The organism is Ruegeria sp. AH3 (genome assembly GCF_056536265.1).
This window is the reverse complement of sequence record NZ_JBQFJL010000001.1, coordinates 2,207,708-2,230,476: the sequence shown is the minus strand read 5'-3', so window position 1 is coordinate 2,230,476 and position 22,769 is coordinate 2,207,708. Positions and strand designations below refer to the sequence as shown.

The window sequence follows — 22,769 nt, the reverse complement described above, 5'->3', positions numbered from 1 at the left end:
GGGCGTTTCAATTTCCTGCCTAGTATTAAAAGTTGATATTTTAAAAAATATCAGATATTTTTTACTACGTGTGATGAATTTGAGATTCGCAGACACGTGGAGCTGTCGTTCATGGTGAAACCTGAAGAGGCTGGCGCAAGCCCCTCTCTCTATTCCTTGGCGCATCTGACGCTGATTGGCTGTACGCCGCCCGAGCTGGTCTATATCGCCGCGCGGGCCGGTTACGATGCCGTTAGCCCCCGGTTCATTCCGATGCATGTGCCCGGCGAATTCACGCAGTCCCCGATCGACAAGGCGCAGGTGCAGGCGATCAAGACGGCTCTTTCTACAACTGGCCTTAAAGTCCTTGATGTTGAGATTGCGCGCATCACCGAAGATGTCGACCCGCGCAGTTTTGAGCGTTCTCTGGAGATCGGCGGAGAACTGGGTGCCAAACGTATGATCATGAGCGCGTGGACCAACACCCGCGATGATCGTGACTTTCTGATCGACGTCTATTCCGAGACCTGCGAGCTGGCAGCGCCCTATGGGTTGACGGTCGATCTGGAATTCCCAAGCTTTTCCCGCCTGCGCACTTTGGATGAGGCGCTGGATATTGTCCGCGCCTCTGATCAGCCGAATGGCGGTATTCTGGTCGATACGCTTTATCTGCACCTCAGCCGCGTCGATCTGGGAGAGCTTTTGCACGTCCCCTCGGAGTTGTTTCACTTCCTGCATATCTCTGATTGCCTGCCCGGCATCGCTGATACGCGCGAGGGCATGATCCAGTTGGCCCGCGATGCGCGGCTCTACCCCGGTGAAGGCTGGATTGATTTCACCGGCATCATCGAACGGATGCCGCCCGTCGACTACTCCATTGAATTGCCCAACCAAAGCCGCGTTGCCGAGTTGGGATATGAAGAACACGCGCGTCGCTGTCTCAGCCACGCCAAGCGAACATTCGGTGAGGCGCGGTCACAGCGCCGCACGCCTGATGCTGCATTTCTAAAACACCAAGAGGATCACCATGGGCAAAGAGCTCACTGAGAACGACCGCAACATGGCGGGTGATATGCTGGCGCGCGCCCGCGCTGCCATGGCCGAAATCGAGGATTGGGATCAGGACAGGCTGGACCGTCTGTCCCAGGCCATTGCGTGGTATGCGGGGAACGAGAAAACATTCACACGTCTGGCCCAGCAAGGCGTGGACGAAAGCGGTATCGGGGATCGGGAAGGGCGTCCCGCGAAGCGATTCAAGATTCACATGGTGTTGCGTGATGTCCTGCGCACGCCCTCGACAGGGATCGTCGAGGTTGATGAGGACAAGGGGCTGGTGAAATATGCCAAACCTGCTGGTGTGATCGCGTCCCTGATCCCCATGACCAATCCGGCGATGACGCCACCGGTGACCGGTGTCTCCGCCGCCAACGCCCGAAATGCGGTCATCTTCAGCCCGCACCCTCGCACCGCTCACACGACTTACGAAATGGTCGAGGTCATGCGTGCAGCTTGTCGTGCTGCCGGAGCCCCCGAGGATCTGTTTCAATCCATTCGCAAACCGTCGATCCCGTTGACGCAACATCTAATGGAGATCTGCGACCTGACTTTGGCGACGGGCGGCAAGCCGATGGTCAAAGCGGCCTATAGTTCAGGGCGACCGGCCTATGGCGTCGGCGCGGGCAATTCCTCCATCGTCATCGACGAGACAGCCGACTTGGACATCGCCGCTCAGAACACACGAATTTCAAAGACCTCTGATTTTGGGTCGGGTTGCTCGGCCGACGGCAACATCATCATCCAGCGCTCGGTTTACGACGATATGGTCAAGGCGCTTCAAGCCGAAGGCGGCTACCTGTGTTCGGATGAAGAGAAGGCCATGCTCGAAGCGGCCATGTGGGACGACAAAGGCAACCGCACCTTCCCGACCATCGCCTGTCCGCCGCAGCAAACAGCCAAGGTCGCCGGTTTTAGCATCCCAGAAGATCGCAAGTTTCTGATGGTTGAAAATCAGGGGCAAATCGGGCCGCAGTACAAGTTCTCCAAGGAGAAACTGACCACGCTGATGGCGCTTTATCACTTCGAGACGTTCGATGACGCGCTGGAAATGGTCAGCCAGATCTACAACACCGGCGGTAAGGGCCATTCTTGCGGGATTTATAGCCACAACGACGATCACATCGATCGGTTGGCGCGTCTGGCTCCGGTTAGCCGTATGATGGTACGACAGCCGCAATCGAAGGCCAATGCTGGCGCGTGGACCAATGGCATGCCCATGACCAGCAGCCTGGGCTGTGGCATCTGGGGCGGCAACATCACCAACGAAAACGTCACCATGAAACACATGATGAACTACACCTGGGTCAGCCGTCCGATACCCGAGGATCGCCCCTCGGAGCCGGACCTGTTCGGTGAATTCTACGGACAGGAGGTCGCGTGATGGACGGAGCGAAACTGGAAGGCAAAACCGTTGCTGAACATATCGTCGACTTTCTCGAACGCCGTGAGGTGAAACATGTGTTCGGCCTTTGTGGCCACACGAACATCGCGGTTCTCGCTGCACTGGCCGAAAGCCCGATTGATTTCGTTACTGTGCGGCATGAACAGATCGCCAGCCACGCGGCGGACGCTTATGCCCGCGTGACGGGCAAGGCCTCGGTGGTGCTGTCCCATCTCTCCCCGGGACTGACCAATTGCGCCACCGGGGTCGCTAATGCTGCGTTGGACTGTATCCCCATGGTCGTGATCGCTGGGGACATACCTACGCATTATTATGGCAAACACCCGCATCAGGAAGTGAACCTTCATGCAGACGCCGCCCAGTGGGAGATCTATCGCCCCTTCGTAAAACGCGCCTGGCGGGTGGATCGCGCAGACCTGATGGCCGAAATTCTGGAAAAGGCGTTTCATCTCGCTGAAAGCGGACAGCCCGGGCCGGTTCTGGTCAATGTCCCCATGGATATCTTCTCTGAAGTGATCCCCGCGGACAGCTTCGACCGTATCCGCGACAACACGCGCGCGCTCAAGAAACCGTCGATTGACGATGAAACAGCGCGTGAAATCATTGAGGCCCTGGCGCAGGCCGAAAACCCGGTCGCCTATGTCGGCGGTGGTATCCTTCTAGCTCAAGCCAGCGAGGAGTTGCGCGCGTTCGTTGAACATATGGGGCTGCCCGTTGCTCATTCTCTGATGGGCAAGGGCGCGTTGCGGGACGACCATCCGCTTGTGCTGGGAATGACTGGCTTTTGGGGTACAGAACTGGTCAATCAGTCCTGTCTGAATGCGGACTATATCTTTGCCGTGGGAACGCGGTTCAAAGAGGCCGATTGTTCCAGCTGGTATCCTGGCTATACGTTCAACATCCCCGGGTCCAAGGTCATTCATATCGACATTGAACCGCAGGAGATCGGTCGGAACTATCCCACCGAGATCGGCGTCGTCGCGGACGCCAAAGTTGCCTTGCGCGTTCTCAATCGGGTTGCCCGCGAGATGTATCCAGAGGGCTTTAAACGCCCCACGCTGGAGCAGAAGATTTCTGACTTCCGGACAGACTTCAAAGCGCGCAACGTGGAAATGGCGACTTCATCAGCCTTTCCAATGATGCCCGAGCGTATTCTGGCAGATACCCGGAAGGCTCTGCCCGAGGACGCCATCATCACCACGGACGTAGGGTGGAACAAGAACGGCGTCGGACAGCAATTCGATATCCTGACGCCGGGTTCGATCCTGACTCCGGGCGGGTTCGCGACGATGGGCTTTGGCCCTCCGGGCGCGATAGGCGCGAAGCTGGCAGCACCTGATCGCGTTGTACTCAGCTTGGTCGGCGATGGTGGCTTCGGTCAAAACCCGTCGATGTTGGCAACGGCGGTCGAACTTGATCTGGGCATTATCTGGCTGGTCATGAACAACAACGCCTTCGGCACTATCGCAGGTCTGCAAAAGGCACACTACGGTCTGACCTACGGGACTACATTCCCCGGATCAGCCGCAGCGCCGGCAAACGGACCGGGCTATGCTGAGATCGCGCGTGCCTACGGCGCGGAAGGGCACAGACTCAGCGCTGCCGACGAGCTGTTACCCGCATTGGAGGCGGCAATCGCAAGCGGCAAGCCAACCGTGCTCGATGTGCCAATGATCAACAACCCGACACCAACGACTGGGCATTGGAACATTCTCGACATCTATTCGCCAGACCGCGATGTTTCGCACGTTGCAACATAAGGCGATGGAGAGAGTGTGATCCGTATGCGCAAACGGCTTTTGCCTACATCTGTGAAACAGAAGGGCAATTGCCGCTACGCGATGGATCCAGTTTGATGGAGCCTTTGAGTCGCAAATGGTAAAACTTGCGCGTCGTGTTCTTATGTAGCTATTTGAAATCAAATTCTTAGTTGTTGGTGATTGACAAGGCTATGTATCGCTCGACGACCGTTGTAAGGCGACATATAGCTCTGCCACCAGCGACAGAGCTTTTCTATTTTCGCCTCATTTCCATCGTCCAAACTGATTTCATTGATCCTTACTTCCTTTTGGAAGATCGGGGTTGATTTGCAGGTCAGGCACCCGGGGTGCCTGTGCCTGCTGATCTGCCACGTGGCGGAGGTGGTTGGGGGAGAGGCAATGCCATTCGACAATATTGGTGCGGCCGAGGACGCGGTTTTGCTTAATAGATTTGCCCGAGGGAGAAGGCAGCGCTTTCCCCCTGACGGCTCGGGGCGTTTGACTCGTTCAAATCTCACTGGTTCACGAAACAGAAGTGGTGAAGCAGGTTACTGGACGTAAACGGTAGGCATCTGGTGCGGGCTTGAAATGTATGTCGAATTGACAGCAGGCTAAAGCACGGCGCTGTACTTTCATCCCTAATGCTCACGTCGTACCAGCGAAAAAGAGGCGAGTGCATCGCCGCCGCGTGTGACACGTCCGGTCCCAGGGTAACTCAGATGGGTCGCCGAGAAGACAGTCTGGTTGTCGGCCAGCTGGCCAAGCAACTTTATTTGGGTTGTGATGACCTTTTCTGGATCGGATTCCAGCGCAAAGCGTACCGATGAATCTGCGAACCGAAGTGGTCCCGAGATGATGGTGTCACCAACAATCGCAGCCCATTGCCATTCTGGACCTTAACCTTACGCGCTGACAGATGCCACTTTTGCGTTTGTTGTGAACATGATGCATGCTGGCAAAGGGCATAAGATCAAACCGAAGACAATTGAGCTGCGACGCAGCCAAAGCGATGGGCTTGAAGGCTGGTTTGATTGCCCAGTCACGCGGAATGCACCACGCGCCCGCCCAGTCTTTGACAAAGCTGATCCGGATAGGGCTTTGGTGGTGCTCGGCCTCAGACCTGACGGACGGGGCCCAGTGATTGGCGTAGCCGGATTTCTGTTGGCAGTTCGACGCTTTGACTGCTCAACCCGTCCCGCAGGACCTGAATGAGCATTCCAGCGGCGCGACGGCCCATTTCTCGATGCGGAACGTGGACGGTCGTGAGGGCAGGCTCGGCAAGCATCGCGATTTCGATGTCGTCAAAGCCGGTGATCGAGATATCTTTTGGCACCTCCAGACCCATTTCCCGGGCCGCGCGCAGCGCTCCTACGGCAAGAACATCATTGACGCACATCACGGCAGTTGTGTGTGGAACAGCTGTCATGACCTCGCGAAACGCGATTTCGCCCGTTTCGATTCCATAAGGCGTTTCAACAAGGAACAATGCGTCTGGGTCCTGTCCAGCTTCAAGCTTGGCGTCTCGGATTCCGTCCACGCGTCCTCGGGCACGATCGTTCGAGCCGATCGGTGCCGAGATGCAGGCAATATGTTGGTGACCCTGTGCGATGACCTGCCGTGCAAGGGCAGACATGGCCTTGCGGTTGTCAAAGCCGATGGCCGGGCGTGTCTCATCTGGATTGAAAGACCACGCGATCAGGGTTGGAACGCGTCGCTTTTCCAGAAAGGAATAAATCTCGGGCTCGCGATCATATCCGATCAGCAAAAGCCCGTCAGCGCCCCGCGCAACCAACGCACGCACCTGTTTTTCTTCGAGCTCCGCATCATAAGCAGACGACGCGACCAGCAGAGTTTTTCCGTGCCGCACCAGTTCTTCCTGAAACGCCTGCAGCCCGCGTGCAAACACGGCGTTTTCCATTGTCGGTATCACAGCGGCGATTGTATTCGTCTGCCGTGCCGCAAGGGCCTGCGCTCCGAAATTCGGCGCGTATCCAAGCTCGCGAACCGCCGCCAGAACTCGTTCGCGGGTGTTTTTGCCAACCCGTTCGGGGGTGTTCAGACAACGCGACACCGTTGCGGTGGACACATCCGCAAGTCGTGCAACATCGGCAAGAGTCGGAACTGTGTTTTCGTTCCCGGATTGAGGCATGGCTTTTCTGGTCATTCAGGGCGGCAGTTAGCGTAAGTCGAGTTCGAGCAAAAGGACGAAGTTAACGCCAAGCTTAGCACATGTTTGATGTAAGCGCTTGCATAGAAAAATGTAAGCGCTTACATTCGAGGCGACTCAGTGCGAAAAACTGCATGGGTTGGGGAGGACGCATGCCATATTTGATAGCAGGGATATTGCTGCTCGCGTTTGTTGCGAACGTGGTGATCGGAGCGGTCACGAAGGCGCCTCTGGTCAATAATGTCTGGGAGATGCTGATTTTGTTTGCGGCGGCCATCGCCTTTTCCGTCGGCATTCTCCGCAGCGAAGCAAAAGAAATTTCGGAGGAAAAACCAAAGGAATAAATCCGAAAAAGTCCAAACGGGAGGAGAACACATGGACAAGACCAAACAGGAGCTGGCCTCGGCCGAGCGTCGGAATTTTCTAAAACTTGCAGGCACTGGCTCATTCACGGCGGCTATGGTTGCAGGCGCAGCCGGTACACTGTGGTCCAGCGAGGCCGCAGCTCAGACAGCCGCTGAGGAACGAGATCGGGAAAACGCGGCAGAATTCAAGATGACGCTGGCGACCGCCTATGTGCTGGGCGCGTCTCGTAGCTATCCGATCATGCAGCTGGACCTGAAAGAAAACATCCAGAACATGACCAATGGCAAGGTCTATGTGAAACTGGCCCCCGGTGGTCAGCTCGGCGCCGGTGGCGCACTGGCGCAGGCGGTGCAGGGAGGCACAATCCAGGCCGCGCAGCACTCGCTGTCGAACTTCGCACCCTTCGCGAGCGTGGTTGATCTGATCAACCTTCCGTATTTCTGCGGTTCGAACCAGCGGTTCACGAACCTGACCTCATCCGAAGCGTGGAAGGCGGAAGTTGACCCCAAGATTGCGGCATCTGGTTTCAAAGCTCTGATGTATATCGTGATCGACCCGCGCGTCGTCGCGGTTCGCAAGGGTGGCAACGCGATCATCACGCCGGGAGATATGTCCGGTGTCAAATTCCGCGTGCCCGGATCGAAAATGCTGCAGCAGTATTACGGCATGGTCGGCGCAAACCCGACGCCTGTGGCCTGGGGTGAAACTCCATCGGCCATCCGGCAAGGTGTTGCAGATGCACTTGACCCCTCGGTGGGCGCACTGCACGTCTTTGGTTTTGGTGAGATCCTCAGCCATGTGACCTTCACTCAGGCTGTGCCGGATAGTCAGGTCTATTCGATCAACCTCGAATGGTTCGACAGCCTGCCGATGGACGTCAAGGAAGGCATTGAGTTTGCGGGCGAAGTCACCCAGCAACAGAACCTGTCGAAAGTGCCTTCGGCCCGTGCCTATGCCATGTCTCAATTGATCGCGAACGGCGTGGAGTTCCACTCGCTCAGCGAAGATCAATTGGGCGAATGGAAAGAGGCCGGCGGCTATCAGCGCAGTGAATGGGACAGCTTCAAGACCGAGCTGGCCGGATCGATGGATGCGTTCGCCAAGCTGGAAGAAGCCGCAAACACGCGTGCGAAATACTACGTGCACGACGCCTGATCGCGTCTCTCCCCGGGCCGGCGCTTCTGGCGTCGGCTCACCTAATGTTTGCTCACCGAAAAACCCACTAGAAAACGTCGCCCCCGCGCGACGGTAGTGAGGATGCCATGTCTCAGCTCTTTCGAGCGATTGATAAAAATGCCGAACGTTGGCTGCTTCTTGTCTTCTACGTCATGCTTGTCGGCACGATGTTCATAGAAGTGGTCCGGCGCGAGGTCTTTGCCTACTCGTCCATCTGGGGCGAAGAAATCGTCCGGTATGCGTTTATCTATCTCGCATGGATCGGTGCCGCTGCAGCGGTGAAGGAACGCGGTCACATCCGCATTGACGTTCTGATGCATTACGTCCCGCGCACGGTCAAAACGCTGCTCTACATCTTCGGCGACATTGTCATGTTCATCGTGGCGCTCGTCGCGATCTACTGGTCGTGGGAGACCGTCCACGTGTCCTGGAAATTCGGGTCTGTCACGCATGGTCTGCGGATCAGCCAGGTCTTTTTCCTCATGGCGGTGCCGTTTGGTTTCGCGCTGGTCATCTTCCGGCTGGTGCAATCCTTCCTCCGCGATATTGCCGACCTTCGAGCGGGCCGTCCCGTCTACGAAGGCGACAAGCTGTTCGATTAAGGGAGGGCCTGATCCATGATGTGGCAACAACTCGGTGGTCAAACACTTGAACTTGGGTGGGATTTCTACGCCTCCGTTATTCTCTTTGTCGTCCTTGTCGCGCTTGCTGTACCGGTCTGGGCTGCGATTGGCGCAGCATCGATCACCATGCTGCTCATGTCCGGTGCGCTACCGCTCAGCCTTGTGGGTGAGAAGCTGTTCTCGGGCATTGATGCTTTTGCGCTGACAGCCGTGCCGCTGTTTATCCTGACCGGGGATGTTCTGGTCCGAACGGGGCTCAGTCGCAAGTTTCTGGACGTGGCCGAGGCGCTGACCTGCTGGGCCAAGGGCGGGTTCGGTTCGGCCACCGTTCTGGTCTGCGGCATGTTCGCGGCGATTTCCGGATCGGATGCAGCGGGTGCGGCAGCCGTTGGGCGCATGACTATCGACCGGTTGGTGGAGAGTGGTTACCCCCGTCCCTATGCCTGCGCCTTGGTCGCGGCGGGGGCATGTACTGGGATTCTTATCCCACCCTCCATCGCCTATATCATCATCGGCCTTGTGCTGGGCATAGCCGTCTCGACCTTATTCCTTGCAGCACTGATCCCGGGCCTTTTGATCCTGACGGCCATCCTGCTCACCAACGTCGTGATGAACCGGTTCAATCTCTGGGAAGGTGGCGGCATGATGACCGCAGCCGAATGGCGCGCGAATCTGTGGAGGACGGTCAAGTCCGGTTGGTACGCCTTCCTCGTCCCCGGGATCATCTTCTATGGCATCTTTTCGGGAAAACTGACCCCGACCGAAGCTGGCGCCGTGGCGGTTGTTGTGACCATTGTCATCGGGTTCATCCTGGGCACGCTGAAACTGTCCGATTTCCCGGCCATGCTGGTCAGCTCGGCCAAGGTCAACGGCGTGATCCTTCCGATCATCGCCTTCTCGATCCCTCTAGCCGAAGCGCTTGCGATCATTGGCGTACCGCAGGGATTTGTCGGGGCTCTGACCTCCGTCAGCTCCAACGAGTATGTGCTGATCGCCATGATGGTTCTCATCCTGATCATCGCGGGCTGCGTTATGGAAACAACGCCCAACATCGTGATCCTGGCTCCGATCCTCTACCCGCTGGCGCAAGAGATCGAGATGAATCAGATCCAGTTCTGCATCATGATGATCACGGCTCTGGGGGTTGGGTTCATTACTCCGCCATTGGGGCTGAACCTGTTTGTGGTGTCGGGGATCACGGGGGAATCGATCCTCAAGATCGCTTACCGCGCTATCCCCTTTGTTTTCTTCATGCTGATCGTGACGTTGATGATCGCCTACATCCCGGCGTTCTCCACCTCACTTTTGCCTGATGTCTATCGATAAGCCGCCGAAAGACGCGGTAGGAAAAGGACTCGATACATGACCCGTGAATACCTGAAGAAAGCCACGCTGACCGCGCGCAGCGGAGCGTCGGATGTCAGTGAAATCGTTCAGGGAATCCTGAGTGACATTGAAGCAGGTGGCGATGCCAAGGCGTTGGAATACGCCGCCAAATTCGACAACTACGACGGCAATGTCATTCTCAGCGATGCCGAAATTCAGGCCGCCATCGATGCTGTCCCGGAAAAGCTGAAACGCGACATTGAATTCAGCCACAGCAACGTCAAACGCTTTGCCGAGGCGCAAAAGGCGTCCATGACCGACATCGCAGTTGAAGTCGTGCCGGGGCTGACCGCGGGCCAGAAGATGATCCCGGTCGATGCCGCTGGCTGTTATGTGCCGGGCGGTCGCTATAGCCATATCGCTAGTGCGATCATGACGGTGACCACGGCAAAGGTGGCGGGATGTAAGCACATCGTTGCGTGCTCACCGCCGCGTCCGGATGTCGGCATCACGCCTGCGATCGTCTACGCCGCGCATATCTGTGGTGCTGACAAGATCATGGCCATGGGTGGCGTGCAGGGGGTTGCGGCGATGACCTTCGGGTTGTTCGGGCTTCCCAAGGCCAATATCCTCGTGGGTCCCGGCAACCAGTTCGTGGCCGAGGCAAAGCGTATCCTATTCGGGCGTGTCGGCATCGACATGATCGCGGGTCCGACCGACAGTCTTGTCCTTTCGGATGCCACCGCTGATCCGATGGTTGTCGCAACCGACCTCGTTGGGCAGGCCGAACACGGGTATAACTCGCCGGTCTGGCTGGTCACAGACAATCGCGACCTCGCCGAAGAGGTCATGCGTCTGGTGCCCGTCCTGATTGAGGACCTGCCCGAGGTGAACCGGGAAAACGCAACCGCTGCATGGCGTGATTATGCCGAAGTCATCCTGTGCGCGGATCGTGAAGAAATGGCCGCGACATCGGATCAATACGCACCGGAACATCTGACGGTGATGGCAGATGATCTTGATTGGTGGCTGGATCGACTGACCTGCTACGGGTCGCTCTTTTTGGGCGAAGAGACCACGGTTGCCTTTGGCGACAAGGCCTCGGGCACCAATCACGTGCTGCCAACAAGCCGAGCGGCCACTTACACAGGCGGTCTCAGCGTGCACAAATACATGAAGATCGTAACGTGGCAGCGATCGACCGTTGATGCGATGAAACCGATCGCGCAGGCGACCGCCCGTATCTCACGCCTTGAAGGTATGGAGGGGCATGCGCGGACTGCGGATATTCGATTGGCCAAGTTCTTCCCCGATGAGAACTTTGACCTGACAGCCGAAGACTGACGCCTCCCGTGACCTATCATCCTGATCTCACTGGACATACCGCGCTTGTGACCGGGGCCAGTTCCGGCCTTGGGCGCAGAGCTGCAGACGTGCTGGCGCGCGCTGGTGCAAAGGTCGTGGGCGTGGCTCGGCGTGCAGAAGCGTTGGCCGAACTGGATCAGGTTCATGCGCTGCCATGGGATCTTTCTGATCGTGATCGGTTGGCCGAGTTGGCCGATGCCGCGTCACAACCCTTCGGGCCCCCGGATATTCTGGTACATGCCGCTGGGATCAACACGCGTGAGACTGCGGATGATGTCTCACCCAAAGGGTGGGACATCACGATCGGGTTGAACCTTGCCGTTCCTTTCTTTTTGTCGCAGCACCTTGTGCCTGAAATGAAGACCAAGGGTTGGGGGCGGATCGTCAATTTCGCTTCGCTTCAATCCAGCAGAGCCTTTCCCGGAGGGCTTAGCTATGGCGCGTCGAAGGGTGGTATAGCGCAACTGACACGGGCGATGGCCGAGGCCTGGTCTTCAAGCGGGATATGCGTAAACGCCATTGGCCCGGGGTTCTTTCGGACCGAACTGACCGCTGCGGTTTTTGATGATCCTGAACGCGCCGCCCGAAACGCAGCGCAAACCTGTATCGGGCGCAACGGTGAGCCTGAAGACCTCGACGGCCCGTTGCTATTCTTTTGCTCTGATGCATGCGCCTACGTGACCGGACAGGTTCTGATGGTCGATGGAGGGTTCACAGCGAAATGAAAGCTCTGGTCTACACCGATGTCGAAACGCTGGAATACCGCAATTTCGCGGACCCGGAGCCCGGCACCGATGAGGTTCTCGTCCGCATCGATAGCGTCGGCATTTGCGGGTCTGACATGCACGCCTATCTGGGCCATGATGACCGCCGCCCGGCACCGCTGATCCTCGGCCATGAAGGGGCTGGAGTGACTGCTGATGGTCGCCGCGTAACCATCAATCCGCTGGTCAACGACCCCGACAGCGCGGCCAGCCGGTCCGGACGCGAGAACCTTTGCCCCGCGCGACAGATCATCTCGATGCCGCCGCGTGAGGGCGCTTTTGCGGAATACGTCGCCATACCGGATCGCAATCTGATCGAGGTGCCCGCGCATATCACGCTCGAGCAGGCAGCACTGGCCGAACCGATTGCAGTCAGCTGGCATGCGGTGCGGCTTGGGCTTGCGGCCCTGCACCCGGCAGATGAACGGCGCGCCCATGTGATTGGTGGCGGAGCCATCGGGCTCGCGGCGGCGCTGGCGCTCACCGCGATGGGCATCGAACGCGTCACCTTATCCGAACCCAATGCGGTGCGCGCTGACTATCTGCGCAATGTTTGCGGGATCGACGTGGTAGACACCCCGGATCAGGACATCCCACTGGTGATTGACGCGGTGGGGTTTGCAGCGACCCGCGCGGTCGCGTCGGCGCTCGTCAGCCCTGGCGGTGTGATCCTACACATTGGCCTCGGCAGTTCCGAAGGTGGCCTGGATATCCGGCGCATCACGCTGCAGGAAATCACGCTGATCGGCACCTATACCTATACCGCACAGGATTTCCGCGACACTTGCAGCGCCATGTTCGATGGCCGCCTCGGGGCGCTTGATTGGGTTGAAACCCGCGACCTGTCCGACGGCGCCGCCGCCTTTGCAGACATTCGCGCAGGCAAGACGCTTGCGCCGAAAACCATCCTTAAACCATAGCGAAAACCGGAGACGTTGATGTCAAATCCAGCCCCAAATGAAATACCGCACCTTCTGGTGCATGAAGAGGAAGACAATGTTGGTGTTGTGGTCGTCGAAGGCCTGACCGCAGGCACTGACATGCTGTGTTGTATCACCCACGACAATTCGACCTTTCGCCTGACTGCAGGTGCGGATGTACCGATTGGCCACAAGATCGCGCTCACGGACCTCAAGAACGGAGATACGGCGATCAAGTATGGTGAGGATATCGGCAAGATCATCGCTGACATCCCCCGAGGTGGGCATGTCCACACGCAAAACTGCAAGACCAAGCGCTGGTAAGGGGCTAATATCATGAGCAAATATTCGAACATGACTGTCATGGGCTACCGGCGCGAAAATGGCCGCGTCGGCGTGCGCAACCACGTGCTGATCCTGCCCGTCGATGACATTTCCAACGCCGCTTGCGAGGCGGTGGCCAACAACGTCAAAGGCACGCTGGCAATCCCGCATGCTTATGGCCGACTTCAGTTTGGCGAAGACCTCGAGCTGCATTTCCGCACCATGATCGGCACCGGGGCCAACCCAAATGTGCATTCGGTGGTGGTGATCGGCATTGAGCCGGGCTGGACCAAGCGCATCGCTGATGGCATCCGCGAGACGGGCAAAGAAGTGGCTGAGTTTTCGATCGAACAGAATGGTGACTTCGAAACCATCCGGCGCGCTTCATGGGCGGCCAAGGACTTTGTCCACAAGGCCACCGAGGTTCAGCGCGAGGAATGTTCGATCAACGAGCTGTGGATCTCGACCAAATGCGGTGAGAGCGACACCACAACAGGTCTTGGTTCCTGTCCGACCGTCGGCAACATGTATGACAAGCTGCTGCCCGAAGGGATCACCGGGTTCTTCGGCGAAACTTCCGAGATCACCGGGGCGGAGCACATCTGCCAAAAGCGCGCCATCAACGAAGAGGTGGGCGAGCGCTGGTACAAGATGTGGAAAGCCTATCAGGACGACGTGATCTTTGCACATCAGACCGATGACCTGAGCGACAGCCAGCCGACCAAAGGCAACATCGAAGGTGGACTGACCACCATCGAGGAAAAGGCGCTTGGTAACCTCGAAAAGATCGGCCGGACCTCGCAGTATATCGACATCTTGGAACCCGCCGAGCAGCCAAACTCGGGTAAAGGGCTCTACTTCATGGACAGCTCTTCAGCGGCGGCGGAATGCGTGACACTGATGGCCGCAGGCGGTGCGGTGATCCACACTTTCCCAACCGGGCAAGGCAACGTGGTGGGCAATCCCATCGTACCGGTCATCAAGATCACTGCGAACCCACGCACGGTGCGCACCATGGGTGAGCACGTGGATGTCGATGTCTCGGGCATCCTGCGCCGTGAGCAAACCATTGATGAGGCCGGAGACGCGCTGATCGATATGATCCGCCGGACTGCGAATGGTCGCAACACAGCGGCAGAAGCACTGGGGCATCGGGAATTCTCGATGACCAAGCTGTACCGCAGTGCGTAAAAACCCCGAGGCGGCCAGATGCATTTGCAATGGCCGCCTCTCGTTTGAACCGGGGCTTAAATGGCTGACACGATCCACCTGACGCTCGCGGAGGCGGTCGCTCTGTTGACTACCGTCTTCGAAAGAGCCGGCGTATCCAGCGCTGTCGCCTCCAGCGTTTCGCGGGCTCTTGTGGCTGCGGAAAGCGAGGGGCAGGTTGGGCATGGTTTCAGTCGCGTGGCAGACTATGTGGCGCAGGTAAACAGCGGAAAAATCAAAGCGGATGCTGCACCGGTTGTGAAACAGTACGCACCTGCTGCGCTGCACGTGAAAGCCGACCATGGGTTTGCTTATCCTGCATTGGAGGCTGCGCTGAAGGCAGGTGTTCCCATAGCGCGTGAGATGGGCATTGTAGTCATGACCATCGGCAACTCGCATCACTGCGGAGCCTTGTCGGTACAGGTCGAGCGGATTGCAGATGCCGGTCTGATCGGCCTGATGTTTGCCAATACTCCCAAGGCTATCGCGCCTTGGGGAGCCAAAGAGGCCATCTTCGGCACCAACCCGATTGCCTTCGCGACACCCGTTGCCGATGGCCCGCCGCTGGTTATCGACCTGTCGCTGTCCGTTGTCGCACGCGGAAAGGTCATGGCTGCAAGGAAAGCGGGAAAACCGATACCGGAAGGCTGGGCGCTGGATTCTTCAGGGCATTCGACGACCGATCCTGAGGCCGCTTTGGGCGGTACGATGTTGCCTATCGGTGATGCCAAAGGTACGGCGCTGGCGCTTATGGTCGAGATACTTGCAGCGGCGTTGACGGGCAGCGCCTTTAGTCAAAATGCAGGCTCGTTCTTTCAAGCGGAAGGCGATGCGCCGGATGTCGGTCAAACTCTCATCGCCATCAACCCGGGTATCCGCTCTGATTTCGGGATGCGTGTAGCAGCTTTGCTTGATCAAATAGCCTCGTTGGAAGGCGCGCGTCTTCCGGGAGAGCGCCGTCGCCAAGCCATCGCTTCGGCAAGGAAAGATGGTTTGAGCATTCCCTCACATCTCTATGGGCAGGTCTGTCAATTCGCCGGCTCGGGCAACACGCCACCGTTAGAGGTCCGAAATTGAGCTTTTCGACGGTCACAATAGAACTGAGCGCTTCACCCCTGGACGCCACATCAACCTGATAAGGAGTGCGTTACATGTACAAATCCATCTTGATCCCCGTGGCGATCGACCATGAAGAACTGGTCGCCGAGAAGATTGCCACCGCCCGCAATATGCTGGCCCCGGGTGGAAAGATCACGCTACTGACCGTGCTGGAACAAATTCCCGGATTTACGGCGGAGTTCGTGACTGTGAAGTCCGAAAATCATCTGACCAACAAAATCATGAGGAAACTCAGATCCCTCGCCACAGATGCCGTTGATATCGATTGCCAGGTCGAGACCGGGAAACCCGGTATCCGTATCACTGAGGTCGCGCGTGAAATCGGCGCCGACCTGATTATTGTCGGCGCGCATCATCCTTCGGCGCTGGACTATTTTCTGGGTTCGACAGCCTCACGTGTATCTCGCCGGGCAACATGTTCCGTTCTGATCCAGCGTCCGCTGGGCTGACACTTCGGTGAGCGTCGCAGAGTTGACGATTGTCGCTGCTGTGCGGTTATTTTAACGCGCGCGCCAAAAAGGCTTTGGTCGTCGCATGCGCCGGGTTGTCGAACAGAACCGCCGGAGGACCTTCTTCGATGATCTGCCCGCCATCCAGGAAACAGACTTTGTCCGCCGCTTCGCGGGCGAAACCCATTTCATGAGTGGCCATGACCATCGTCATGCCCTGACGCTTCAGCATCAGCAAAACATCCAGCACTTCACCTACAAGCTGGGGATCAAGGGCCGAGGTGATCTCATCGAACAGCATGACCTCGGGTTTCATGGCCAGCGCTCGGACGATGGCGACACGCTGTTGTTGTCCGCCTGACAGCTGATCGGGATAGTTGTTCATGCGATCGGCCAGCCCAAACCGTGTAAAAAGCGCTTCGACCTCCGGCAGCAGCTCGGCGCGTGAGAGGCTGCGAACCCGGCGCGGGGCGAGCAGGACGTTTTCCAGCGCCGTCATATGGGGGAAGAGGTTGAAGCTCTGGAACACGATGCCGATCCGGGAGCGGACGGATTGCGGGTTCAGGCCGGGGATCGAGATATCCTCGCCGTCCAGAAAGATCGCTCCATCCTCGATCGGCTCAAGCAGATTGATGCAGCGCAGCAGGGTCGATTTACCAGACCCGGACGCGCCGATCAGGCAGACCATCTGGCCCTCTTCAACAGTCAGATCGATCCCGTCACACACCGTGCGGTCGCCGAAGCGTTTGACAACGCCGCTCAGTTCCAGTTTGGGCATCAGCGTCTCTCTCGCATCTGGCGGGCCATCAGATGATCGGCATAGCGTGTGGCCGGGATTGTCACGATCAGAAAGATGATCGCCGCTCCAACATAGGGGGTGAAATTGGCCAGCAGGGATTTGAATACGCCGGCCTGACGAAAAATCTCGACCGGGCCGATGAAACTGAGCAACGAGACGTCTTTTTGCAGCGCGATCAGCATGTTCATCTGCGAGGGCACAACGTTACGGATGGCCTGCGGCAACACCACGTCGCGCATCACCTGCCGTTCTGACAAGCCCAGCGAAAGGGCGGCTGCGCGCTGGCTATGATGAACGCTATCGATACCAGAGCGGAAGATCTCGGCCACATAGGCTGAATAGGTCAGGATCAGCGCTAGCGAGCCCCAGATATATGGAGAGTTCCACGGGCGCGGCAGGCCCAGCCCCGGAATGCCGAAGCCGATCAGATAGACTGTTAAGATGACAGGCACGCCGCGGAAAATGTCGGTAAACGCCGCGCCAAAGATGCGCAGCGGAAACAGGGCGGGTGACTTTGCGTCCCGTGCCAATGCGATCAGCAGGCCAAGCACCGCGATAGCGGGCGCGGACCAGGCAAAGATCATCACGTTGATCCGAAACGCCTCAAGCAGTTTCGGGAAGGTTTTGACCAGCATCTCTCCGTTAAAAAAGCTCTGCTGAACCTTCGACCAGCCCGGCGCCAGCGGCACCAGAAAATATATCGCGGCCACAACCGTGACCGTGCTTATCGTGGCGATCACCAACGACCGGCGTCGCTGTTGCGCCTCATAGCGTTCGCGGCGGGTCATCCCGCCCGCCTTTTGGTTGCTCATGTTACTTGATCAGCGGAACACCGGTCGAGTCCTGCAGCCATTCGGCCTCGATCGCGGCCAGTTTGCCGCTTTCGGTCAGCGCTGCCAGAGCTTGATTAACGCAGGTTTTCAAGGGGTTGCCTTCCTCCATCAGCATTCCGAACTGATCGGGATTGTCGCTTTCATCCGCTGGAAACTGCCCGATGACCTTCGAACCCTCAATCATCACTGCGCTGAGAAACAGCGCCGTTGGCAGATCAAACAGCGCTGCGTCGATCTGGTTGGCCGACATTGCTGCATTGACGTCAGCGTTGTCCCCGTAAAGCAGCGGGTCGCTATCCGGCTGAATGATACTGGCCAGCTTGGGAACCGCAGTGGTCGACCCGACGGCACCCCATTGCAATCCCTTCAGCGCGTCGAGCGTTGGGGCCGTGGCTGTCGCGTTCGGGCTGACCAAAACCGCCATCGGCGCGGTGTAGTAGGGGGCCGAGAAATCAACGACCTGATCGCGTTCGGGCGTGATCGAGTATTGCTGCATGTTGACGTCAAATTCTTTGGCACCCGGCTGAATGGCCTCGTCAAACGAAGACCTGACCCATACGACATCCTCGGCGGCGAACCCCATCTCTTCGGCAACGGCATAGGCAACGGCCGCTTCAAAGCCTTGGCCGGATTCAGGGGCGTCGTCGATCACCCATGGGTAATAGGCCGGGTTGCCCGTTGCGATGGTGAACTTACCTTCTGTCAGGGTCTTGCCAGCGGCGCAGTGCCCATCCGCGAAGGCCGCGGTTGAGAGGCACAGGACCGAACCTGCCGCGATTGAGAGCATCTTGGACATCAGTGGAAACTCCTGCTGGATTGCTTTGCCGCTACGGTAATTCTGCCCGCGCACGCTGTCTAGAACGTGTTGCGGTGCTCCGCATCGGTTCGACAGAGCTTTTTTGGAAACAATCGCCCTGCGGTGTGATCAATGTGCAATATAACGGCTGCGAAGTGCATCCAAAGCGCTGCCTTAATTGCGCCTTACTTCGACTATGGGTAGAAATCTGAACAAAGTATTAATCAGTGATTTTGTAGAGGTATGGGAATATGGGTCGATGCGCATCAAAGCGCACGCGGGCAGCGCGTGGTGGTCGTTTGGTCAGATTGAAAGGCCAGATCGTAAGTGTCGCGCCATCATCGGCATTTGCATTTGTTGCGGGCGTTGCGCTATCGGTTTCACCGTTGAAGGCTGAAGAGGTCTCGACAGCCGTCGATATCCCGATTGTTTTTAACTTGGACGAAGACAACACGATTACTGAAACTGGATCTGTGAATCTTTCCATCGGCGGGGACGCTGTAATCTTGAATCCTGACTATTCCAGCACATTCACCAACAACGGGTTGGTTCGGGGGCCGGCACCGCTTGCCGCGATCGGAAATGGTGTGCGGGTTCTTGGTCAGCTTTTGTCGACTGGTCAGGTTATCAACAATGGCGAGATTGATGTCGCTGTAGATACTCCGGACAATGCGCTTGCACGCGGTATCCAGTTCACTCAGAATGTTGGTGGGCGCGTTCTGAATACAGGCCGCATTGCAGCCAGTTCGACGGTTGCCACGGGGACCGGGGCAGCCTTGGTTTCTGGTATACAATTCGATGGAATGATCCTTTCCGGTGCGGCCATTGAGAACTCTGGAGAAGTGATTTCGATCGCAAACGGTTCCTCAACAGTAGAACTGAATGTGTTGGGGCTGGCTTTCGACGGTGATGTTGCGACAAACCTGATCAACAGCGGCACAATTCGCGCCGAAGGAACAAATGGCGGTATAGGCAACGCCCGCGGCATTCAGATCTTACTGGGCGTGCCTCTGACTGGTGACATCAACAATTCAGGGCTCATCCAAGCGACGATCGAAAATGCAGAAGACGCCTCGGCTGTTGGTGCGATCGTTCAGGGCTTGATGACCGGAGATTTCAACAACAGCGGTCAGGCGATTGCCGAGGCTCAGGGGGCCGCGTCAGCGACGGCCATTGGCTACAACCTGACTGCTGATCTGGATGGCAACTTTGTCAACAGTGGCGAAATCAACGCCCGTGCAGAAGGCGCTTCTGATGCGAACGCTTTGGGCGTTGACATATCGGGCCGCGTGGATGGAGACATTCAAAACACTGGTTCGGTGACAGCTACGGTTGTGGTCGGATCCGGTGCTGCCACCAACAGGGCCTCAGGCATTCAGGTTGGCGACATGCAGGGCCATTTCTCGAACGGCGGCGAAATCTCGGCAACGGCTTTGGGTACAGGTTCGGCTGATGCTTTCGGACTGCGCTTTGACAATTTTGATGGGGTGATTGCTGATGTGGGCCGGATCTCAGCGACCTCCGAGAATGGCCAAGCCTATGCGATTTTCCTCGGTACCGGTACCGGTACGCTGAACGTCGACAGCCGAGACGATGTAACCGGCCTGATCCGGGTTCAGGATCATAACGTCAATCTGGATGCGCAAGGCGGAAGCACTGTGTTCTTCTTCGAAGACGCAGCGCCGGGGTCAGGTGCATTTGTCACCACCGTTTCGGACGGGCGGTCGGCCTGGTTCGTCGAAGATGAAGGCGGTTCCGCTCCTGTCTACGCGGTAGTCGACGGCGCAGATATCGTGACCTCGGGCGACATCATCGCCTATTACGGTTCGGTCGTGGGGCGCACGGCTGAAGCGTTACGCTATGATCTGCCCGAACAGCCCGCACGCGGTCTAGCGTTTGCAAGCAGCGCCAGTGGCTTCCGCCCCTTCGCGATGATTGACGCTGAACTCCGACGGTTTGAGAGCACCCCCGGCATCAATACCGATCTGGAGGTGTTCAACGGTGTGGCGGGGTATTCCGGTCAGGCCGAGAACGGTTTGTCGATGGCATTTGGACTGGGTGTATTCCGATCAGATGGCGACACCAATACCACCGATTTCGATACCACCGGTATCTACCTGGACGCTGCATTCGGCCGCCAGTTCGGGGCATTCACTGTGGAAGGCGGTCTGGGGTTTGGATGGTTGTCCACCGATCGGTCGCGTCAGGTCTCGGGTAGTTCCGATGCCGAAGCTGATTTTGACAGCACCTTGTTCACCGCGCATATCGGTGCCAAGCGCAGCTTTGACATCAGTGATACGTTTGGTCTGTTTGGGTTCGGCGACGTCCGCTATACGCGTCAAAAGGATGACAGCTATTCCGAAACCGGATCGATTGCGAATGCTTCAGTTGGTGAAACGACTACTGAAGTAATTGAAGCGCGCCTTGGCGTTGAGGTCGAGAAAACTCTGGCAGATGGCGGCCTTCTGATCGGTAAACTCAGCGGCGTCGTGCGGCGCGATCTTGGGGATACTGATGCCGATGTGACCGTCTTTTCCGACACACAGACCCTGTCCTTTGCTGCGACCGATTTCACCGGCGCAAGTGTTCTTGTTGGATATGAACATGATCTGCAAGAAAACATGCGCCTTGAGGTCACGGCAGAGCATGAGATCGGCAATGAAGCACAAGGTCCGAATTTCCTGGCCGGAATAAGGTGGAATTTCTGATCTGCGCCAGATTGGAAACGGCTTAATCCCGCTGCCGGTACAATAAAAAAACCCGCCGTTGACCGGCGGGTTTTTCGTATCTGCGTCAAAGGTTTGGCTTAGCCGAAGACCCGCCCCAGCGCACCGTCCACAGCATCAGTGATCTGATCAATATCGTCCGGTGTCGCAATCAGCGCGGGCGAGAAGCACAACGTGTTGTTCTTGCCGGGGACCGAGCGGTTGGTGACGCCGATGATCACACCCTGCGCCATGCAGTCAGCAACAACCGCCTGAGCCAGTTTCTCATCCACCGGTTCGCGGGACGCACGATCCGAGACCAGTTCGGCTCCAAGGAACAGACCCTTGCCGCGCACGTCGCCGACGACCTTGTGCTTTTCCATCAGCGCCTGAAGATTGCCCATCATGCGATCACCCATGGCCGAACAATTGCCCAGCAGGTTTTCGTCTTCGATGATGCGCATGTTCTCGATCGCCGCCGCCGGTCCCGCGGTGCAGCCACCGAAGGTCGAGATATCGCGGAAATAGTTCATCGGGTCCGCTGCATCGTCCTTGAACATCTCGAAGACGTCTTCGGTTGTCACCAGGCAGGCAATCGCCGCATAGCCCGAAGCCACGCCTTTTGCCATCGTGACGAAATCGGGTTTCACGCCATATTGCTGATAGCCGAACCAAGTGCCGGTCCGGCCCACGCCGCACACGACCTCGTCGATATGCAGCAGGATGTCATATTTCTTGCAGATTTCCTGCACACGCTGCCAGTAACCCTCGGGCGCTTCGATGACACCGCCGCCTGCGGTTACCGGCTCAAGGCACAGTGCGCCCACGGTATCAGGGCCTTCGCGCAGGATGACTTCTTCGATCTGATCGGCAGCCCATTCACCGAAATTCTCTTCGGGTGCGCCGTTCAGCTCATGCTTGCGGTATTCCATACAATGCGGCACGCGCACGAAATCGGGCGCGAAGGGGCCATATTGCGCGTTGCGCTCGTCCTGACCACCAGCAGACATCGCTGCGAGGGTCGAGCCATGATAGTCACGGTCGCGATACAGGATCTTGGTCTTCTTGCCGCCATAGCGCTTATGCGCGATCTGACGGATCATCTTGAACGCCTTCTCATTCGCTTCCGAGCCGGAGTTCGTATAGTAGACGCGGCTCATGCCTGGCATCTTGCTGATCAGCTTTTCAGCAAAGATCGACCCGGGGATCGAGCCCGCGGAATTGGCGAAATAGCACAGCTTCATCAACTGGTCATAAACGGCCTTGCAGATGGATTCGCGGCCGTAGCCGACATTCACCGTCCAGACCCCGCCCGAGACTGCGTCCAGATGTTCTTTGCCGTTCTGATCCCAGACGCGCATGCCTTTGCCTTCGACAATGATGCGCGGATCGTTGGTTTCAAAGGGTTTGTGCTGGATCAGGTGGTGCCAGATATGCGCGCGGTCAGCTTCGACGACGCGAGAGAGATCGTTTTCGTTGAACGTGCCGTCCATGACATGTCCTTTCAGGGTGAGGCGCGCAGGAATCAAACTCCCGGACGGGCGCGCGATGACGTGATGCTGCAGATCAGCGCGAATGAGACCCGCACAGTAGGGCCAGATTAACTCATAGAATAGCGCCAGTGTACCAAA

The 22,769-nt window shown here is 57.6% G+C and carries 20 protein-coding genes; 15 read left to right on the top strand and 5 right to left on the bottom strand.

Annotation, left to right across the window (positions count from 1 at the left end):
* Positions 1-111: 111 nt before the first annotated feature.
* From ACR3EM_RS11220 to ACR3EM_RS11210, 3 genes are read left to right on the top strand one after another with little or no spacing between them, the layout of a single operon-like run.
* Complete coding sequence (locus tag ACR3EM_RS11220) at positions 112-1,026, top strand: sugar phosphate isomerase/epimerase family protein (RefSeq protein WP_480470778.1); 915 nt, start codon at positions 112-114, stop codon at positions 1,024-1,026.
* On the top strand, positions 1,007-2,416 hold the full coding sequence (locus ACR3EM_RS11215; RefSeq protein WP_480470777.1) for an aldehyde dehydrogenase family protein: 1,410 nt from the start codon (positions 1,007-1,009) through the stop codon (positions 2,414-2,416). The genes ACR3EM_RS11220 and ACR3EM_RS11215 overlap by 20 nt, the downstream gene beginning before the upstream one ends.
* A complete protein-coding gene (locus ACR3EM_RS11210; protein WP_480470776.1) occupies positions 2,416-4,197 on the top strand; it encodes a thiamine pyrophosphate-binding protein in 1,782 nt (593 codons plus the stop codon). The genes ACR3EM_RS11215 and ACR3EM_RS11210 overlap by 1 nt, the downstream gene beginning before the upstream one ends.
* A 1,114-nt stretch (positions 4,198-5,311) precedes the next feature.
* Here the strand turns inward: ACR3EM_RS11210 and ACR3EM_RS11205 are convergent.
* The gene (locus ACR3EM_RS11205) at positions 5,312-6,361 is read right to left on the bottom strand and encodes a LacI family DNA-binding transcriptional regulator (protein ID WP_480470775.1); all 1,050 of its coding nucleotides are present in this window, start codon (positions 6,359-6,361) and stop codon (positions 5,312-5,314) included.
* Between the two features lie 155 nt (positions 6,362-6,516).
* Here ACR3EM_RS11205 and ACR3EM_RS11200 point away from each other — a divergent pair, with 155 nt between their 5' ends.
* The 11 genes from ACR3EM_RS11200 (at position 6,517) to ACR3EM_RS11150 (ending at position 16,005) form a co-directional block, all read left to right on the top strand.
* On the top strand, positions 6,517-6,708 hold the full coding sequence (locus ACR3EM_RS11200) for a hypothetical protein (protein ID WP_480470774.1): 192 nt from the start codon (positions 6,517-6,519) through the stop codon (positions 6,706-6,708).
* 31 nt (positions 6,709-6,739) lie between these two features.
* Positions 6,740-7,885 carry a TRAP transporter substrate-binding protein gene (locus ACR3EM_RS11195; protein ID WP_480470773.1) on the top strand — a complete coding sequence of 382 codons (1,146 nt, stop codon included), beginning with the start codon at positions 6,740-6,742 and terminating at the stop codon, positions 7,883-7,885.
* A gap of 107 nt (positions 7,886-7,992) precedes the next feature.
* Positions 7,993-8,508, top strand: a complete 516-nt coding sequence (locus ACR3EM_RS11190) for a TRAP transporter small permease (RefSeq protein ID WP_170694801.1) — start codon at positions 7,993-7,995, stop codon at positions 8,506-8,508.
* 15 nt (positions 8,509-8,523) lie between these two features.
* On the top strand, positions 8,524-9,855 hold the full coding sequence (locus ACR3EM_RS11185) for a TRAP transporter large permease (RefSeq protein WP_480470772.1): 1,332 nt from the start codon (positions 8,524-8,526) through the stop codon (positions 9,853-9,855).
* 36 nt (positions 9,856-9,891) lie between these two features.
* On the top strand, positions 9,892-11,199 hold the full coding sequence (gene hisD / locus ACR3EM_RS11180) for a histidinol dehydrogenase (protein ID WP_480470771.1): 1,308 nt from the start codon (positions 9,892-9,894) through the stop codon (positions 11,197-11,199).
* A gap of 8 nt (positions 11,200-11,207) precedes the next feature.
* Positions 11,208-11,945 (top strand): SDR family NAD(P)-dependent oxidoreductase, encoded by a 738-nt coding sequence (locus tag ACR3EM_RS11175; protein WP_480470770.1) that lies wholly within the window; start codon positions 11,208-11,210, stop codon positions 11,943-11,945.
* Entirely contained in the window at positions 11,942-12,904 is a 963-nt protein-coding gene (locus ACR3EM_RS11170; RefSeq protein ID WP_480470769.1) for an alcohol dehydrogenase catalytic domain-containing protein, read from the top strand. The genes ACR3EM_RS11175 and ACR3EM_RS11170 overlap by 4 nt, the downstream gene beginning before the upstream one ends.
* 18 nt (positions 12,905-12,922) lie before the next feature.
* On the top strand, positions 12,923-13,228 hold the full coding sequence (locus ACR3EM_RS11165) for a UxaA family hydrolase (RefSeq protein WP_170392543.1): 306 nt from the start codon (positions 12,923-12,925) through the stop codon (positions 13,226-13,228).
* Positions 13,229-13,240: 12 nt separating this feature from the next.
* A complete protein-coding gene (locus ACR3EM_RS11160) occupies positions 13,241-14,419 on the top strand; it encodes a UxaA family hydrolase (RefSeq protein WP_480470768.1) in 1,179 nt (392 codons plus the stop codon).
* Positions 14,420-14,479: 60 nt separating this feature from the next.
* Positions 14,480-15,514: an Ldh family oxidoreductase gene (locus tag ACR3EM_RS11155; protein WP_480470767.1), complete on the top strand. Its 1,035-nt coding sequence runs from the start codon at positions 14,480-14,482 to the stop codon at positions 15,512-15,514.
* Positions 15,515-15,588: 74 nt separating this feature from the next.
* The gene (locus ACR3EM_RS11150; RefSeq protein WP_480470766.1) at positions 15,589-16,005 is read left to right on the top strand and encodes a universal stress protein; all 417 of its coding nucleotides are present in this window, start codon (positions 15,589-15,591) and stop codon (positions 16,003-16,005) included.
* A gap of 46 nt (positions 16,006-16,051) precedes the next feature.
* On the opposite strand, the gene ACR3EM_RS11145 is transcribed toward ACR3EM_RS11150, so the two are convergent.
* Genes ACR3EM_RS11145 through ACR3EM_RS11135 form a run of 3 tightly spaced genes read right to left on the bottom strand, consistent with a single transcriptional unit; the run spans position 16,052 to position 18,433 of the window.
* The gene (locus ACR3EM_RS11145) at positions 16,052-16,783 is read right to left on the bottom strand and encodes an amino acid ABC transporter ATP-binding protein (RefSeq protein ID WP_480470765.1); all 732 of its coding nucleotides are present in this window, start codon (positions 16,781-16,783) and stop codon (positions 16,052-16,054) included.
* Positions 16,783-17,616, bottom strand: a complete 834-nt coding sequence (locus tag ACR3EM_RS11140; RefSeq protein ID WP_480470764.1) for an amino acid ABC transporter permease — start codon at positions 17,614-17,616, stop codon at positions 16,783-16,785. The genes ACR3EM_RS11145 and ACR3EM_RS11140 overlap by 1 nt, the downstream gene beginning before the upstream one ends.
* A gap of 1 nt (position 17,617) precedes the next feature.
* Positions 17,618-18,433 (bottom strand): ABC transporter substrate-binding protein, encoded by an 816-nt coding sequence (locus tag ACR3EM_RS11135; protein ID WP_480470763.1) that lies wholly within the window; start codon positions 18,431-18,433, stop codon positions 17,618-17,620.
* Between the two features lie 299 nt (positions 18,434-18,732).
* On the opposite strand from ACR3EM_RS11135, the gene ACR3EM_RS11130 reads away from it, so the two are divergent.
* The gene (locus ACR3EM_RS11130; RefSeq protein WP_480470762.1) at positions 18,733-21,141 is read left to right on the top strand and encodes an autotransporter domain-containing protein; all 2,409 of its coding nucleotides are present in this window, start codon (positions 18,733-18,735) and stop codon (positions 21,139-21,141) included.
* A gap of 98 nt (positions 21,142-21,239) precedes the next feature.
* Here the strand turns inward: ACR3EM_RS11130 and ACR3EM_RS11125 are convergent, their stop codons facing one another.
* Entirely contained in the window at positions 21,240-22,631 is a 1,392-nt protein-coding gene (locus tag ACR3EM_RS11125; protein ID WP_480470761.1) for an aminotransferase family protein, read from the bottom strand.
* Positions 22,632-22,769 lie beyond the last annotated feature (138 nt).

Excerpts from the sequence above, each read along its gene's own strand:
- ACR3EM_RS11145 (WP_480470765.1), bottom strand. The coding sequence starts at position 16,783 with ATGCCCAAACTGGAACTGAGCGGCGTTGTCAAACGCTTCGGCGACCGC.
- hisD (WP_480470771.1), top strand. The coding sequence starts at position 9,892 with ATGACCCGTGAATACCTGAAGAAAGCCACGCTGACCGCGCGCAGCGGA.
- ACR3EM_RS11195 (WP_480470773.1), top strand. The coding sequence starts at position 6,740 with ATGGACAAGACCAAACAGGAGCTGGCCTCGGCCGAGCGTCGGAATTTT.
- ACR3EM_RS11135 (WP_480470763.1), bottom strand. The coding sequence starts at position 18,433 with ATGTCCAAGATGCTCTCAATCGCGGCAGGTTCGGTCCTGTGCCTCTCA.
- ACR3EM_RS11205 (WP_480470775.1), bottom strand. The coding sequence starts at position 6,361 with ATGACCAGAAAAGCCATGCCTCAATCCGGGAACGAAAACACAGTTCCG.
- ACR3EM_RS11140 (WP_480470764.1), bottom strand. The coding sequence starts at position 17,616 with ATGAGCAACCAAAAGGCGGGCGGGATGACCCGCCGCGAACGCTATGAG.
- ACR3EM_RS11210 (WP_480470776.1), top strand. The coding sequence starts at position 2,416 with ATGGACGGAGCGAAACTGGAAGGCAAAACCGTTGCTGAACATATCGTC.
- ACR3EM_RS11220 (WP_480470778.1), top strand. The coding sequence starts at position 112 with ATGGTGAAACCTGAAGAGGCTGGCGCAAGCCCCTCTCTCTATTCCTTG.
- ACR3EM_RS11160 (WP_480470768.1), top strand. The coding sequence starts at position 13,241 with ATGAGCAAATATTCGAACATGACTGTCATGGGCTACCGGCGCGAAAAT.
- ACR3EM_RS11170 (WP_480470769.1), top strand. The coding sequence starts at position 11,942 with ATGAAAGCTCTGGTCTACACCGATGTCGAAACGCTGGAATACCGCAAT.
- ACR3EM_RS11215 (WP_480470777.1), top strand. The coding sequence starts at position 1,007 with ATGGGCAAAGAGCTCACTGAGAACGACCGCAACATGGCGGGTGATATG.
- ACR3EM_RS11200 (WP_480470774.1), top strand. The coding sequence starts at position 6,517 with ATGCCATATTTGATAGCAGGGATATTGCTGCTCGCGTTTGTTGCGAAC.
- ACR3EM_RS11165 (WP_170392543.1), top strand. The coding sequence starts at position 12,923 with ATGTCAAATCCAGCCCCAAATGAAATACCGCACCTTCTGGTGCATGAA.
- ACR3EM_RS11185 (WP_480470772.1), top strand. The coding sequence starts at position 8,524 with ATGATGTGGCAACAACTCGGTGGTCAAACACTTGAACTTGGGTGGGAT.
- ACR3EM_RS11190 (WP_170694801.1), top strand. The coding sequence starts at position 7,993 with ATGTCTCAGCTCTTTCGAGCGATTGATAAAAATGCCGAACGTTGGCTG.
- ACR3EM_RS11155 (WP_480470767.1), top strand. The coding sequence starts at position 14,480 with ATGGCTGACACGATCCACCTGACGCTCGCGGAGGCGGTCGCTCTGTTG.
- ACR3EM_RS11150 (WP_480470766.1), top strand. The coding sequence starts at position 15,589 with ATGTACAAATCCATCTTGATCCCCGTGGCGATCGACCATGAAGAACTG.
- ACR3EM_RS11125 (WP_480470761.1), bottom strand. The coding sequence starts at position 22,631 with ATGGACGGCACGTTCAACGAAAACGATCTCTCTCGCGTCGTCGAAGCT.